13 protein-coding genes are annotated in these 13,705 nt (G+C 66.2%); 5 read left to right on the top strand and 8 right to left on the bottom strand.

The genetic code is table 11. From position 1 onward, the window contains the following. Position 1 precedes the first annotated feature (1 nt). Together phnX and pbfA are read left to right on the top strand one after the other, a co-directional pair. Positions 2 to 817, top strand: coding sequence for a phosphonoacetaldehyde hydrolase (gene phnX / locus E4K65_RS00785; RefSeq protein WP_135172479.1), 816 nt, complete (start codon positions 2 to 4; stop codon positions 815 to 817). After that, complete coding sequence (gene pbfA, locus E4K65_RS00780; protein WP_135172478.1) at positions 814 to 2,142, top strand: (R)-1-hydroxy-2-aminoethylphosphonate ammonia-lyase; 1,329 nt, start codon at positions 814 to 816, stop codon at positions 2,140 to 2,142. The genes phnX and pbfA overlap by 4 nt, the downstream gene beginning before the upstream one ends. Positions 2,143 to 2,257: 115 nt before the next feature. On the opposite strand, the gene E4K65_RS00775 is transcribed toward pbfA, so the two are convergent. Next, the gene (locus E4K65_RS00775) at positions 2,258 to 3,007 is read right to left on the bottom strand and encodes a phosphorylase (protein ID WP_027544094.1); all 750 of its coding nucleotides are present in this window, start codon (positions 3,005 to 3,007) and stop codon (positions 2,258 to 2,260) included. Continuing rightward, positions 3,004 to 4,938: a squalene--hopene cyclase gene (gene shc, locus E4K65_RS00770; RefSeq protein ID WP_235885415.1), complete on the bottom strand. Its 1,935-nt coding sequence runs from the start codon at positions 4,936 to 4,938 to the stop codon at positions 3,004 to 3,006. The genes E4K65_RS00775 and shc overlap by 4 nt, the downstream gene beginning before the upstream one ends. On the opposite strand from shc, the gene E4K65_RS49440 reads away from it, so the two are divergent. After that, positions 4,898 to 5,026 carry a hypothetical protein gene (locus E4K65_RS49440; protein ID WP_271573617.1) on the top strand — a complete coding sequence of 43 codons (129 nt, stop codon included), beginning with the start codon at positions 4,898 to 4,900 and terminating at the stop codon, positions 5,024 to 5,026. The genes shc and E4K65_RS49440 overlap by 41 nt on opposite strands. Before the next feature lie 26 nt (positions 5,027 to 5,052). On the opposite strand, the gene hpnE is transcribed toward E4K65_RS49440, so the two are convergent. The 4 genes from hpnE to E4K65_RS00750 form a co-directional block, all read right to left on the bottom strand. Then, positions 5,053 to 6,309, bottom strand: coding sequence for a hydroxysqualene dehydroxylase HpnE (gene hpnE, locus E4K65_RS00765; protein WP_135172476.1), 1,257 nt, complete (start codon positions 6,307 to 6,309; stop codon positions 5,053 to 5,055). Further along, the gene (gene hpnD / locus E4K65_RS00760) at positions 6,309 to 7,148 is read right to left on the bottom strand and encodes a presqualene diphosphate synthase HpnD (protein WP_135172475.1); all 840 of its coding nucleotides are present in this window, start codon (positions 7,146 to 7,148) and stop codon (positions 6,309 to 6,311) included. The genes hpnE and hpnD overlap by 1 nt, the downstream gene beginning before the upstream one ends. Further along, the gene (hpnC, locus tag E4K65_RS00755; RefSeq protein WP_135172474.1) at positions 7,138 to 8,022 is read right to left on the bottom strand and encodes a squalene synthase HpnC; all 885 of its coding nucleotides are present in this window, start codon (positions 8,020 to 8,022) and stop codon (positions 7,138 to 7,140) included. The genes hpnD and hpnC overlap by 11 nt, the downstream gene beginning before the upstream one ends. 193 nt (positions 8,023 to 8,215) lie before the next feature. After that, the gene (locus E4K65_RS00750; protein ID WP_135172473.1) at positions 8,216 to 8,449 is read right to left on the bottom strand and encodes a hypothetical protein; all 234 of its coding nucleotides are present in this window, start codon (positions 8,447 to 8,449) and stop codon (positions 8,216 to 8,218) included. A 459-nt stretch (positions 8,450 to 8,908) separates the two neighbouring features. Here E4K65_RS00750 and E4K65_RS00740 point away from each other — a divergent pair, with 459 nt between their 5' ends. Together E4K65_RS00740 and E4K65_RS00735 are read left to right on the top strand one after the other, a co-directional pair. Then, the gene (locus E4K65_RS00740; protein WP_027544089.1) at positions 8,909 to 9,406 is read left to right on the top strand and encodes a hypothetical protein; all 498 of its coding nucleotides are present in this window, start codon (positions 8,909 to 8,911) and stop codon (positions 9,404 to 9,406) included. 63 nt (positions 9,407 to 9,469) lie between these two features. Next, positions 9,470 to 10,315 carry a hypothetical protein gene (locus tag E4K65_RS00735; RefSeq protein WP_135172472.1) on the top strand — a complete coding sequence of 282 codons (846 nt, stop codon included), beginning with the start codon at positions 9,470 to 9,472 and terminating at the stop codon, positions 10,313 to 10,315. 28 nt (positions 10,316 to 10,343) lie between these two features. On the opposite strand, the gene E4K65_RS00730 is transcribed toward E4K65_RS00735, so the two are convergent. Both E4K65_RS00730 and eutC read right to left on the bottom strand, forming a co-directional pair. After that, positions 10,344 to 12,710 (bottom strand): efflux RND transporter permease subunit, encoded by a 2,367-nt coding sequence (locus tag E4K65_RS00730; protein WP_135172471.1) that lies wholly within the window; start codon positions 12,708 to 12,710, stop codon positions 10,344 to 10,346. Between the two features lie 205 nt (positions 12,711 to 12,915). Then, positions 12,916 to 13,701 (bottom strand): ethanolamine ammonia-lyase subunit EutC, encoded by a 786-nt coding sequence (gene eutC / locus E4K65_RS00725; RefSeq protein ID WP_135172470.1) that lies wholly within the window; start codon positions 13,699 to 13,701, stop codon positions 12,916 to 12,918. Between the last annotated feature and the right edge of the window lie 4 nt (positions 13,702 to 13,705).

The raw sequence follows: 13,705 nt of genomic DNA, 5'->3' as shown, positions 1-13,705 counted from the left end.
CATGACCGACAAATTCGAGCACGTCCAGGCCGTCGTGTTCGACTGGGCCGGCACGACGGTGGATCACGGCTCGCTGGCGCCGATGGGCGTGTTCGTGGAGGCTTTCGCGCGCTTCGGTGTTGCGATCAGCGTCGAAGAGGCGCGCGGGCCGATGGGCATGGCCAAGCGCCCGCACATCGCCGCCCTCCTCCGCTTGCCCCGGATCGCCGCCGCGTGGCGCGACAAGCACGGCCACGCGCCAACCGAAGCCGACATCGATGCGCTCTATGCGGTGTTCGTGCCGATGAATGTCGAGGTTGCCGGGCGCTACGCCGACGTGATCCCGGGCGTGGCCGAGGCCGTCGCCGGACTGCGGCGCCGCGGCCTGAAGATCGGCTCGAGCACGGGCTACACGCGGGAGATCATGGCCGAGGTCATTCCGGTTGCAGCGGCGCAGGGCTATTCGCCTGACAGCATCGTTTGCACCGGAGACACGCCCGACGGCCGACCCACGCCGTTCATGCTGTACAAGGGTTTTCTGGATCTCGGGGTCTGGCCGGCCTGGAGCTGTGTCAAGGTCGACGACACAGAGGTCGGGATCAAGGAAGGTCTCAACGGCGGCTGCTGGACCGTCGGCGTGGCCGTCACCGGCAACGTGTTCGGCTTGTCGCTTGCCGACACCGCGGCGCTGCCACCGAAAACCTTCGCCGAGCGGCGTGCGGCAGCGGCCGGCCGGCTGGAGGCCGCGGGCGCCCACTACGTCATCGACGGAGTCGCCGATATCATCCCCGTGATCGCGGCGATCGAGGGCCGGCTGGCCCGCGGAGAGCGGCCATGAGTGCCGCCGAGGGCGACGTCAATCTGTCGGCGGCGCGGCGTTCGTTTGCGGAACGCCACCTCGACGCGGAAACGAAAAAATGGCTCGACGAGGACGAGCGGTGGTTCCTGCGGCAGTCGCTGTCAACGCCGTGCCTGAACGTCGCCACGGCCGCGGAAGGCAGCCATCTCGTCGATCTCCAGGGCCGACGCATCCTCGATTTCCACGGCAACAGCGTGCACCAGGTCGGCTACGGTCACCCCCGCGTGGTGGCGGCGATCAAGTCGCAACTCGACACCCTGCCCTTCTGCCCGCGCCGCTACACCAACAAGTCCGCCATCGACCTCGCCCGGCGCCTCGCCGAACTCGCGCCGGCGCCCCTGGAGAAGGTGCTGCTGGCACCCAGCGGGTCAGCTGCAATCGGCATGGCACTGAAGCTCGCCCGCTACGCAACGGGGCGACACAAGACGCTGTCCATGTGGGATGCTTTCCACGGCGCCAATCTCGACGCGGTCTCGGTCGGCGGCGAAGCCCTGTTTCGGCGCGGCGCCGGCCCGCTGCTGCCGGGCACGGAGCATGTGCCGCCGCCGGGACTGGCCGCGCGCTTCTTCGGACAGGACGGCCGCGCGCATGAGCGCCTCGCCGACTACATCGATTATGTCCTCGAGGTGCAGGGCGACGTCGCGGCCGTGATCGCCGAGCCGATGCGTTGGACCACGGTCGAACTGCCGCCGCCCGGCTTCTGGCCCCGCGTGCGCGCGAGCTGCGATCGGCACGGGGCGCTCCTGATCTTCGATGAGGTGCCGAGCTGCCTCGGCCGCACCGGGACCATGTTCGTCTGCGAGCAGGCCGAAACTGCACCCGACATTCTCGTGCTGGGCAAGGGACTGGGCGGCGGCATCATGCCGATGGCGGCCATCGTGGCGCGGGCCGATCTCGACGTGGTGCCCGAGGGAGCGCTCGGCCACTACACCCACGAGAAGAGCCCGGTCGGCTGCGCCGCGGCGCTGGCCACGCTCGATGTGATCGAGGAGGAGCAGTTGCTCACCGCGGCGCGCGTGCTCGGCGCGCACGCGCTCGAACGGCTGCAATCGATGGCGCAGCGTTATCAGCTGATATCAGAGGTGCGCGGCGCCGGTCTCTATCTCGGCGTCGAGATCGGCCGCCGCGACGAGGCTGAAGCGAACGCGCGTGCGGAGCGCCTGCTGTACCGCTGCCTGGAGGCGGGCCTTAGCTTCAAGCTCGGTGGTGGCAACGTGGTCACGCTATGCCCGCCGCTGACGATCTCGCGCGATGAACTCGACCGGGCGCTCGATATCCTCGAACAGGCGATGTCAGCGTTGTGAGCAGATCGCAATGCGCACGCTTCGCGACGCCACGCCCCATCCGGGCTACGGACATCAAAACGAAAAAGGCCCGGTCGCGCGACCGGGCCTTTTCTTGATTGGATCGAAGACCCGCTCAGGCCGCCTTGGAGACCAGGGCCTCGCTGTCGACGAGCTCGGTGCCGATCAGATAGTCGCGGCAGCCGCGCAAGGAGCGCAGCGCGCGGTTGAAGTCGATGCCGGTCGAGACCAGCGCATGAAGCGTCGTCGGGTTGCGCACGATGCCGCGCAGCACGGCGGCCAGATCGATCTGGCCGTTCGGCTTGATGGCGGCGCGGGCGAGCGCCGGCAGCGCGCGATGGGCGGGATCGCTGATGACGCGGACCGCGGCAAAGGGCAGCCCGGCCTCGGCGGCATAGGCGGCCGCGATGTGGCTCTCCATGTCGACGGCGGAGGCGCCGGTCTCCGAGTGCAGCGCCGCCTTGCAGGACCGCCCGGTGACCACTTCCTCGGCGCCGGCAAGGCTGCCGCGCACCACGCGGCGGCGCCCGGACGTCAGGCGGTCGATCAGGTCGTCGCCGAGCGACAGCCCGGCGGCCCAGCGGGTATCGCCTGACAGCACCTCGGTCGCCAGCACGACGTCGCCGGAGCGCAGCGTCGGGTCGAGCCCGCCGGCCACGCCGAACGAGATCACGCCGCGAATCGTTTCAGGGTCCACCACAGTCAGAAGCGCCCGCAACTGGGTCGGGCTGCTGGACGAGCAGATGACCGCCATTCCGGGCCCGGCTGCGATGCGGGCCTCCTGAACCAGACCGGTCACAATGAGTATTGGCCGCGGATCAATGGCATTGCCCGCGGTAAGATAGTCCCCCGTCCCCAAAGTCACATTCCGACCCCTACCACCCTGCTGTTGGTGTTCCGCAAGTTCCGATACCGCGCCAGCGCCCACAGCGGGAAGAACTTTGGGTAACCATGATACCGTAGATAGAATACACGGGGAAAGCCTGTGGCGGTGTACCGCTGCTCGTCCCACAGTCCTTTTTCGTTCTGTGTTGCAATCAGGTACTCCACCCCGCGGGCGACGGCCGGGTGATCAACCTCGCCTGCCGCCATCAGGGCAAGCAAGGCCCATGCCGTTTGCGAGGCGGTCGAGGGGGCGGGTTCCCAGCCCTTGTAGTCCAGGCGGTAGCTGACGGCGTCCTCGCCCCAGCCGCCGTCCTTGTTCTGGATCGAGGCCAGCCAGGCGGCGGCCTTCCGGATCATCGGGTCGTCGTGGCTGACGCCGGCCATGTTCAGGGCGCAGAGCACCGACCAGGTTCCATAGACGAAGTTCATGCCCCAGCGGCCGTACCAGGACCCTTCCGGGTGCTGGGTCTTGCGGAGGTAGGCAACGCCATCGGCCACATGCTTGCTGGTCTTGGCGGTCTCGCCGAGCTGGGCCAGCATCGAGATGCAGCGCGCGGTGACGTCCTCGGTCGGCGGATCGAGCAGCGCGCCATGGTCCGAGAACGGGATGTTGTTCAGGTAATATTCGAGGTTGTTGACGTCGAAGGCGGCCCAGCCGCCGTCGTCGCTCTGCATGCCCTCGATCCACTCCCGGCCGCGATCGATCGCGGCGTCATAGCCGGTGACGCCGTGCTCCCGGCGCATCCGGTCCATCGACATCACCACGACCGCGGTATCGTCGAGATCAGGGTAATAGGCGTTGTTGTACTGGAAGGCCCAGCCGCCCGGGCGCACGTCGGGCCGCTTCACCGCCCAGTCGCCCTTCACGGCGAGCTCCTGCTTCGGGATCAGCCAGTCGAGGCCTTGCTTCGCCGCAGGCACGGCCTTGTCGCCGCCGGCCTCGAGCAGCGCGTGGGCGGTCAGCGTCGTATCCCACACCGGCGAGACGCAAGGCTGGCAGTACGCCTCGTCATCGCCAATCACGAGCAGCTTGTCGATGCCCCGGCGCGTCACCGCGCGCGGCGGATAGCTCTCGTCCTTGCCGAGCGCGTCGTACATCATGACGATGTTGGCCATGGGCGGATAGATCGCGCCCATGCCGTCCTCGCCGTTGAGCCGCTCCTCGGTGAAGGCGAGCGCGGCATCGATGGCCCGCTTGCGCAGGCTCTTCGGAAACAGCGGCTCGATGACGCGCAAGATCGCATCGAGCGAACGAAACAGCAGGAACCAGGCCATGCTCTGGTGCGGCGCCTTCGCGGTCATGCCGATCGAGCGCGGATCCTGGAGAAACAGCTCGTCGATGCCGACGCCCTTCGGATTCCTCGCGCGCGGCTTGAGCGCGGCGATGACCATCAGCGGCACCATGGTGGTGCGCGCCCAGTAGGAGATCTTGTTGATGTGGAACGGCGACCAGAACGGCAGCAGCACGATCTCGATCGGCAACACCGGCACCGCGCGCCAGGTCACGACGCCGAACATCGCGAGCATGAAGCGCGTGAAGACGTTGCTGTGAATGGCGCCGCCGCGGGCGTGGATCGCCTCGCGCGCGCGCACCATGTGCGGCGCGTCGATGGAATCCCCGATCATCTTCAGCGCGAAGTACGCCTTCACGCTGGCGCTCATGTCGAACGCGCCGTCATGCACCAGCGGCCAGCCGCCATGTGCGCCCTGCACGCGGCGGAGATAGTTGCCGATCTTGGCTTCGAGCACGGTGTCGACCGGCTCGGCGAGATAATGGCGCAGGAGAATGTATTCGGCCGGAATCGTGCAGTCGGCCTCGAGCTCGAACACCCAATGGCCGTCGGATTGCTGCAAGCCGAGGACGCCTTGCGTGGCTGACGCAATGCTCGATTCCAGGATCTTCGATTCCAAGATCCTCGATTCCGAGATCTTCGATTCCTGGGCTTCGCGGGCGGTCGCGTTCACGGAATCCATCTGGCTCGATTACTCCGATAGTTGATTCGAATTGACCGGGACAAATTCCCGTCAGCGCCGCTGCGCGGCCAGCACCAGATCGGCGGCGCGATCACCGGACCGGACCGATCCCTCGATGGTTGCAGGCAATCCCGTAGCAGTCCAGTCACCGGCGAGGAACAGGTTTTTCAGTGCCGTGACCGGCCCCGGACGCAGGGCATTCTGCGCCGGCGTGGCGGCAAAGGTTGCGCGGCGTTCGCGCACGATCTGCCAGGGAGGCAGCTCGCCGGAGACGCCGCCTGCCTCGCAGACGTCGTTCCAGATCGCCTGCGCGAGTTCCTCGCGCGGCATGTCGACGAGACGGTCGCCATTGCTGATGGTCACCGAGAGCCGGTTCGGGAACGCGAACAGCCATTCCACGACGCCGCCGATCACGCCCAGGATCGGCGGCGATCCCGGCGGCGGCTCAAAACGGAAATGCGCGTTCACGATGGCACGGAATTCGGTCGGCGTCTTCAGGCCCGGCAGCAGGCTCGAGGCGGCACGCGGCGGCACCGCCATCACGACGACATCGCCGTCGGCGAGCTTGATCACGTCCTCGCCGCCGAAATTCAGCGCGCCGGCCTTGCCGTCACTGGTCACGAACGAGCGCAGCTCATGGCCGAGTTGAACCGAGTGGCCACGCTCCTGCAGGAACTTCACGGCGGGCTCGATCAGCACGGCGCTGAGGCCGTCGCGCGCGATCAGGGGACGGCAGGCCTGTCCGCCGGCAAGCAGCGTCTCGCGCACGATCGCGCCGGCGAGCCCGGCCGAACCCTCGGGCGGATCGACGTTGAGGGCGGCGAGCAGCAGCGGCTGCACCAGGCGCTGATAGAGCACGCCTTCGGTAGGAATGGACTTGCCGACCAGCGTCGCCTCCGACGCCCAGATCAGCGGCGCCAGCTTGAGATAGTCGGTGAGGCCCGTGTCGGGAACGCGGCGGCTTTCGTCGAGCACCCAGGTCGGCAGCCGGCCGGCGCCGAGATCGATCTGCCAGCGCTGCCCGGTCTTGATATCGACGAAGGGAAACTGCGCGCTGTCAGGGCCGACCAGGCCCGCCTCGGATCCGATCGCGCGCGCATAGGCGCGCGCATGGCTGTTGCCCGACAGCAGCAGATGATTGCCGTTGTCGATGGTGAGGTTGGTGGCGCCGTCGAAATAGGAACGGCAGCGGCCGCCGGCCTGGTGCGTCGCCTCGTGCACGGCGACCTTGAAGCCGGCATTGGCGAGCCGCACGGCGGCGGAGAGGCCGGAAATTCCAGCGCCGATGATATGAGCTGTGTTTTGCATCAGATGAAAGCGTAACGGAGCAGGATCAGGATGCGTGTGACCTTCGACACACGCACCGGCTCGCGCGGCGCGTTGAAGCCGCGCGCGATCAGGAGGTCCAGAATGGAATGATAGTATTTCGACATGATCCGCGGCGCGCGCACCGCGCGGCGCTTGTTGCGGCTCATGATCTCGTCCGACTTCTCGAAATGCACCTTCGCACGCTGCGTCAGCGGCAGGCAGACCTTCGGCAGCGCCCGCTCGGCGATGACGCGGTTCGGATCGTCGGAGGTGATGCCGGCATGCAGCAGCGCTTCGCGCGGCAGATAGAGCCGGCCGAGGCCCGCGTCCTCGTCGATGTCGCGCAGGATGTTGGTGAGCTGGAGCGCGCGGCCGAGATGATGGGCGAGCAGGATGCCGTCCTCTTCCGGCATGCCAAACACCCGCACCGACAGCCGTCCCACGGCGCTCGCTACCCGATCGCAATAGAGATCGAGCGTCGCCATGTCGGGCGCGCGGATGTCCTGCGGCACGTCCATCTCCATGCCGTCGACGATGGCCAGGAAATCCTCGCGCTTGAGCCCGAAGGTCTTCACCGAGGCGACGTAGTCCTTCAGCCGCGGCGGCGGATTGCCCTGATAGAGCGCGTCGATGTCGTTGCGCCACTCCTGAAGCGCGGCGAGCCGCTCCTCGCGCGGGCCGTCGGAATCGGCGATGTCGTCGACCTGCCGGCAGAAGCTGTAGATCTGGAACATCGCTTCGCGCTGGTCATGCGGCAGGATGCGCATCGCGGCGTAGAACGAGCTGCCGGATGCGGTCGAGCCATAACTGGCGCCGGGCGAGGTCGCCTCAAGCGTCATGTGCAGTCCCCGGTCTGGAAATGGCCTTGCGTCCGATCGCGCGGCGGCCGACTTCGCCGATCATGCCGGCGAGGCTGAAGGTGAGGAGCTCGAACTTGTTCAGATGCACGCGCTCGCGCAGGGGGTCGCGTACCTTGAGCAGGCGCACGATGCGGTCGGCATAGGCCTGGATCACCGAGACGTCGACGCCGAGGCGGAAATCCCGAATCTCCGCGCTCAGCGACCTACCCTCGTCGAGCAGCGCTTCGTTGCGCACGGCAAGCGCCTGCAGGCAGGCCAGCATCGCCGGCGGCGACTGGGCAAGGCCGAGCTGCTCGACCGAGGCGCCGCTCGCGGCCAGCGCATCGCGCGGCAGGTAGACGCGATTGAGCTCGCGAAAATCCTTGCCGCAATCCTGGAGGTGGTTGTTGATCTGGAGCGCCGCGCAAAGCGCGTCCGATGCGGCCCAGGTCGAGGTGCTCTCGCCATGGACGTCGAGCATGAAACGGCCGACCGGCATCGCCGAGTAGCGGCAATAGTGGATTACCTCGTCCCAGTTCTCGTAGCGCAGCTTGGTCACGTCCATGCGGAAGGCGATGAGCACGTCGAGCGCATGGCGCGGCGCCATGCCGCGCTCGGCCAGCGCGCGCCGCAGGCTGACAGCCTCGGCCTGGGTGTCGCCCTTGCCGAGCAGTTCCGCCTCGAGCAGGTCGAGATAGGCAAGCTTCTGGTCGGGTGGCAGCGTCGCGTGGTCGGCGATATCGTCGGCGGTGCGGACGAAATTGTAATACGCCAGGATCAGCGCGCGATGACGCGGATGAATGATCCAGGACGCGACGGGAAAATTCTCGTCGCGGTCACCCTTGCCGGATCGCAATTCGCTCGCAGAGGTCATCGAGGGCTGGTTTACAATCGTTTGGACAGGAAGGGCTTTTTCGCTCGCGCGGGCTCATGCCGGCGATGCCGCCGCGGCCCCCATATAGGGGAATACGGCCGCAAAACCAATCCTGTCTCGCGATGGCTGCCCTTCGCGGATCGGCCCCGAAAAGGCGGCCCCGGGGGCCGCCCTTGTGGGCCAGTGGCCGAGCTTACTGGTTGTGGTTCTTCAGGACCTGGTCGCAGGCCTGCGAGATCTTGGCCCGGTTCTCCTTCAGGCAGGCCAGGATGGTGAAATCGCCCTGGTCGATGACCGGACGGCAGAACTTCTGCACATCGCGCGTGCAGGCCTTCTGCTCGCTGTCCGTGCCGCGCCCTTGCTGGGCAAATGCCGCCGTGGACAGGGATGCCGACAGCAGGGTGAGAGCGACGAAAAGCTTACGCATTGTATTCCTTCATTCTGACGGCAGAATCGCACCGATCCCGGACAGCACAGGGCGGACGACCGGAACGGATTGTTCTGATGGCTAGTCGCCGCGGAACATGCGGCCTCGGAGAAGGCACAAGCACTGGAAAATGCGGCCAAATTGGCGCCACACCTCCAAATCAGGCCTTCCCTGCACCTTCATTGGCAGATGTAAGAGGTTGATACTACGTCATAATTCAGGTAGCCCGCATTTTACTGCACGCCTGTTGCAGAGCTGCATCTCTCTGCCCCTCCGTTTCGGCCAGAAACACGCCGAAACACGGGAAATCGCGGCCGCCAGGCATGGCGCAAGGACTTCGTGAACCACCGTCCCTGGCGGCCAGGCTTTGAACCTGACACAGGCTCGGAACACTAAACCTTCGATGTGGCGAGACGTTCTGATCTTGAGCGGACGTCGTTCCAAAACGGGATATTTGTGATGAAATTCTTCGGGCGATCTGGACTGGCAATCAAGGCGGCCGGCATCGGGGCGGCGCTGCTCTTCTCGGTTTCGGCAAGCCACGCACAGTCGTCCGGACCGTTTGCCGGTTTCGACGGCGCGTGGACTGGAACCGGCACGGTGTCGCTGTCCGACGGCTCCACCGAGCGCATCCGCTGCAAGGCGGACTACAAGGTCGCCGGCAGCGGTCTCAACCTGAAGCAGGCACTGCACTGCGCGTCCGACAGCTACAAGTTCGACCTCACCAGCGACGTGACGAGCCAGGGCGACCGCATCTCCGGCAACTGGAGCGAGGCCAGCCGCAACATCTTCGGCAATCTCCAGGGCACCGCCGGCGGCGGCCAGATCGAGGTGTTCGTCGAGGCCAACGGCTTTGCCGCCAACCTGTCGCTGCGCACCAACGGCACCAAGCAGACGGTGCAGATCAGCTCCAAGGGCGAGATCCGCGGCGTCAACATCACGATGACGAAGGGCTGACGCCCGTCCTGCGCCGAGAGGAACACGCCCCCGGTTCTCGCGAGCCGGGGGCTTTTTGCTGACATGGACCATATTCGCAGAAACCTGCTCAAGGCCGCCGGACTGTTCGCAACCAGTCGCGCATGGGCCAATGATCAACCGTCAATCCAGCGAGGGGCGGGCATGCAGCCTTCGTCGGTCAAACCGCGTCACGTGCTCTGCTTCCTCGGCAAGGACGAAAGCCTGCTGCACCCGCCGGAGGCCGCGGCCAGGACGATCGCGGATTTCGGCTTCGAGATCGACCGCACCTATTCGCAGGCCCGACCCGATCCGCATATGGAGCGCTCGTTTGGCGTGTGCTGGGACCGCGTCTTCCCGAAAGCCTGGTCCGCCACCGACGAAGCCGCCGTGGCCGACCACAAATCAGTGCTCTATGTACTGAGCCCACCGATGGAGCAGCAGAAGACGGTCGCCTATTCGGCGGCGGCCTTGCGCATCGTCGAGGAGATGATCGAGGCCGGTGCCACCGCCGTGAAGGGCGAAAGCGCAGGCGTTGCCCACGGCCTCGATCGATGGCGGCAACTGGCCGGTCAGGCGCGCAAGGGCGCGAGCACCGGTCAGGATCTTGCCGTGACTCTCGCTGTAGCCAAAGCATGTCGTCTTGCTTTCGCCAAGCGCCCACTCGGCGGTGATCGCTACAACGAAACCGTCGGCTATCAACTCGTCGGCCTGCCGGAGATCTATGTTGCGAAATCGCGCGGCAACGAATGGGCCGCGGTCATGCTGATGGAGGAGCTCGCCAACGCGATGGCCGAGCGCGGCATCGAAGCGACGCTCCGCGACCACAAGCTCACGCTAACGCGGGAGCAGGACTACGCCGAGGACGACTTCAAGTTCAATCCGTACGGCATCATTCGCGTCGAAGCGTGAGCGTGGCGTGGCGTTCGCCGCCCCACGCTCAGATCGCGCGCTTGTCCGCACCCTGAAGCCTGGCGTGCAGGTTGATCAGCCACATCGCCGTCGGCCGCAGGATGAAGAGGTCGGCGACGAGGGCCATGACCATCGAGAAGGCACTGAGCCAGCCGAACAGCCGCAGTGACGGCAGGTCGGAGAACACGGTGACGACGAGGCCGCAGGCCAGCACCACCGTGGTCAGGATCAGCGCCGGTCCGACCAGAACGGTCGCCCGCTCCACCGCGAGCGCCGAGCCGACGCCCGGCTTGCTCTCCAGCCTGAGGCGGTTGAGGAAGTGGATGGTCGCACTCAGCCCCAGGCCGAACGAGACGGTGAGCGCGACGACGCTGGCGAATTGCAGCCCCTCGCCCATCGCCCACAGCACCGTTCCCGACATCACGACGGGGAAGATGCCCGGCAGGACGCAGGCGAACATCACCACCCAGGAGCGGAAGGCGAGGCCGATGAAGATCGCGACCAGCGCGAATTCGACGGTGAGCCCGCGGTTCAGCTTCTCGATCATGCTGGCCGAGTTGCGCGCCGCGATGGCGGCAAGGCCCGTCACCGCGACCTCGTAGCCGGGATGCTTCTTGCGGACGGCGTCGAGCTCGGAATCGAGCTTGTCCACGATCGGCAGAAGCTGGCTGGAATCCTTGTCCGGCACGCGGCCTGCGACCACGACCGCATCCTGCTCGGCGTCGATGAACCGCCGCACCAGATGCTCGGGAATCACGCTGACATATTCCTTCAACGTCGCGACGTCGGCGCTGCCGGCCTTTTCCGTGAGCCAGCGGCGCAGGGTCTCGACCGACCAGACATTGCCGACACCGGCCGCCTTCTCCACGGTCGCATGCACGTCGGCGATCGTCTGCAGGGTTTCCGGCGAATAGAGCGATTCACCCTTGGGGAACTGGATCAGCACGTTGACCGGGTTGGCGCCGGTGAGCTTGGCATCGAGCCGGTCGCTGGCAGCGACCGCCTGGCGCTTGTCCGGCACCTGGTCGGCAAGCCGGTAGCGCGGCTCCAGATTGGCGTAGATGACGCCGAGGCCGCCGACGAACAGCACCGCGATCAGGCTGAACAGGCCGGGCCGCCCGACCATGCGCACCGCGATCCAGTAGCAGAAATTGCGCAGCGCCTGGACGCCGGCATCCGCGCTCTGGAACTTGACCGCAAAGACCTTCTCGTTGCGCACGAACAGCACGCCGAACACCGGCACCAGCGACAGCACCGCGACCAGCGCGATGATGGTGGCGGCGAGCCCTGCCTCGCCGAATTTGCGGATCAGGTCGGAGCTGGAGAACTGGAGCGCGATGAAGGAAATGCCAGCGGTGCCGTGCGTCAGCACGCAGGCCGGCCCCACCACCAGCACCGCGTTCTTGAACGCGGTGAACTTGTCCTGGCCTGCGATCAACCGGTCGCGCGCGGCGAAGGTCAGCTGCATCGAGTCCGAGAAGCTGATGACCATGATGAGCGGCGTCATCACGTTCAGGAACATGTTGAGATTGAAGTTGGCCCAGCCGAGCGCGCCGAGCGCCAGCAGGATCGCGATCATCGGCGGGAACGCGGCCGCGATCATGAACGAGATCTTGCGGAAGAAGATGATGGCGATGACGCAGCCGGCGAGAATGCCGAGGATATTGTAGGTCAGCCCGTCGCGCTCGACCGCGTTGCGGATCTCGAGCTGCATGACCGGCACGCCGGAGAGCTGCACGTTGAGCCCGGTGTCGCCGAGATCCTCCTTCATCAGCGCGCGGATGTCGGCGACCGTCTTGGTCAGCTTGCTGGAGGCGACCACCTCCGGATCGAGCGACAGCACGACCAGGGCCAGCGTGCCGTCCTCCGACAACAGCTTGCCGCGGATGATCTCGTTGTTCTTGACGGTCTCGATGAACTTGTCATAGGCCGCGCCCTCGGGCAGCTCAGGCGGGAACAGCGCCGCCGGCAGCTTGCCCGGCGCCGGCGCCTGGCGCGCCGAAAACAGCGAGACCAGCCCGCGCGTGCCTTCGACCAGCTGCATGTCGGTGATGAAGTCGCGCAGCTTCTCGAGATTGTTCCGGGCCAGCAGGTTCTTGCCTTCGACCACCACGAGGACGTCGAACTCCTCGGCCGGAAACTTCTTCGTCACCTCTTCGTACTGGTGGAATTCGCGGGTGTCGGAGCGGAACAGCTGCGACAGCGAATCGTCGATCTTGATCCGGTGGATGCCGAACACGGCGCCGACGATCAGGATGAGGAGGACCACGCAGGAGACGATCGGCGCCCGGACGGCGATCAGCCCGATGCGCTCCAGCCCGAAGGCGATGGAGGACGCAGGCCCCTGCTCGACCTTGTCGACATGAACCTCACTCTCGCTGTGCTTTTCGAGCATGCCTTATCCAGTTCCTAAATCGGCTCGGTCTATGAGCTTATTGCGCTCCGCGAACGGCTTGAAAACGCCATACCAATGGGAGGCTTGCCCTTTGAAAATGCGCGGAAAATCGCCGCGAGGGGTTTAGCAGGTCCATAGCCTCCCTCGCAAGCAGGCGAAGTGTGGCCAAATCGATCAAGATGTGGCGATTTTGCTGGAATGCCCGTTATTCGGGCAAGGCCGTGCCAATTCGACGCGGTGCCCGGTCCGCGCTCTCGTCTTTCAGCGCTACGCCGGTGACCTCCCTTGCCAGCCCCTCGCGGACGAGCCAGGCGATCTTAAAGGCGGCCTCGTCATAGCTCAACCCAGCGTAGTGGATGTTCGATACGCAATTCCGCTCGGCATCGGTGCGGCCCGGCTTCGGCGCGAAGGTCAGATAGGCACCTAGACTGTCGGGCGCAGACAGGCCGGGCCGCTCGCCGATCAGCGTCACGACCATGCGCGCGCCGAGAATGGCGCCGATCTCGTCGCCGAGCGCGACGCGCGCGCCTGAGGCGACGACGACATGGCCGAGCGCGACACCATCGTCGGCTGCGAGCAGCGGCAGCAGGCGCGTCACCAACGCCACCGTATGGGCGTGGACCGCCGCCGCCGACAGGCCGTCGCCGATCACGATCGCAAGCTGGCATGGCCTTGAGGCGATTCGCGCCAGAGCCTCGACCGAGCCGGCATCAAGCTGCCGTCCCAGATCCGGCCGCCGCAGATAGTCCCTGCGATCGACCGCCTGGCTCCTCGCCTCGGTGACGGCGAGACCGAGCGCGTCGAGATCTGCGACCAGATGCGGCACATCGAGGACCGCGTGCACGGCATCGCGGGCACGGGCGTGGTCCAGCGTGAAATCGAGCAACGCCCGCGTCGGAACGCTCGCACCGCTGCGGCCCAGCGCAACGCGCGCGGGCGTGAACGACCGTAGATCGAGGGTCGGGCGGCGCGGGACGGCCGGATCAGACATGTCG

It is taken from the genome of Bradyrhizobium niftali (assembly GCF_004571025.1).
In the GTDB taxonomy this organism is placed as follows: domain Bacteria; phylum Pseudomonadota; class Alphaproteobacteria; order Rhizobiales; family Xanthobacteraceae; genus Bradyrhizobium; species Bradyrhizobium niftali.
The sequence above is the reverse complement of the archived record's forward strand: the minus strand, read 5'-3'. Positions and strand labels throughout refer to the sequence as shown.

Bases quoted from the DNA above. Each gene is read 5' to 3' on its own strand.
- E4K65_RS00730 (WP_135172471.1), bottom strand. From the start codon at position 12,710: ATGCTCGAAAAGCACAGCGAGAGTGAGGTTCATGTCGACAAGGTCGAG.
- E4K65_RS00750 (WP_135172473.1), bottom strand. From the start codon at position 8,449: ATGCGTAAGCTTTTCGTCGCTCTCACCCTGCTGTCGGCATCCCTGTCC.
- hpnC (WP_135172474.1), bottom strand. From the start codon at position 8,022: ATGACCTCTGCGAGCGAATTGCGATCCGGCAAGGGTGACCGCGACGAG.
- hpnD (WP_135172475.1), bottom strand. From the start codon at position 7,148: ATGACGCTTGAGGCGACCTCGCCCGGCGCCAGTTATGGCTCGACCGCA.
- eutC (WP_135172470.1), bottom strand. From the start codon at position 13,701: ATGTCTGATCCGGCCGTCCCGCGCCGCCCGACCCTCGATCTACGGTCG.
- E4K65_RS00735 (WP_135172472.1), top strand. From the start codon at position 9,470: ATGGACCATATTCGCAGAAACCTGCTCAAGGCCGCCGGACTGTTCGCA.
- E4K65_RS00740 (WP_027544089.1), top strand. From the start codon at position 8,909: ATGAAATTCTTCGGGCGATCTGGACTGGCAATCAAGGCGGCCGGCATC.
- hpnE (WP_135172476.1), bottom strand. From the start codon at position 6,309: ATGCAAAACACAGCTCATATCATCGGCGCTGGAATTTCCGGCCTCTCC.
- phnX (WP_135172479.1), top strand. From the start codon at position 2: ATGACCGACAAATTCGAGCACGTCCAGGCCGTCGTGTTCGACTGGGCC.
- pbfA (WP_135172478.1), top strand. From the start codon at position 814: ATGAGTGCCGCCGAGGGCGACGTCAATCTGTCGGCGGCGCGGCGTTCG.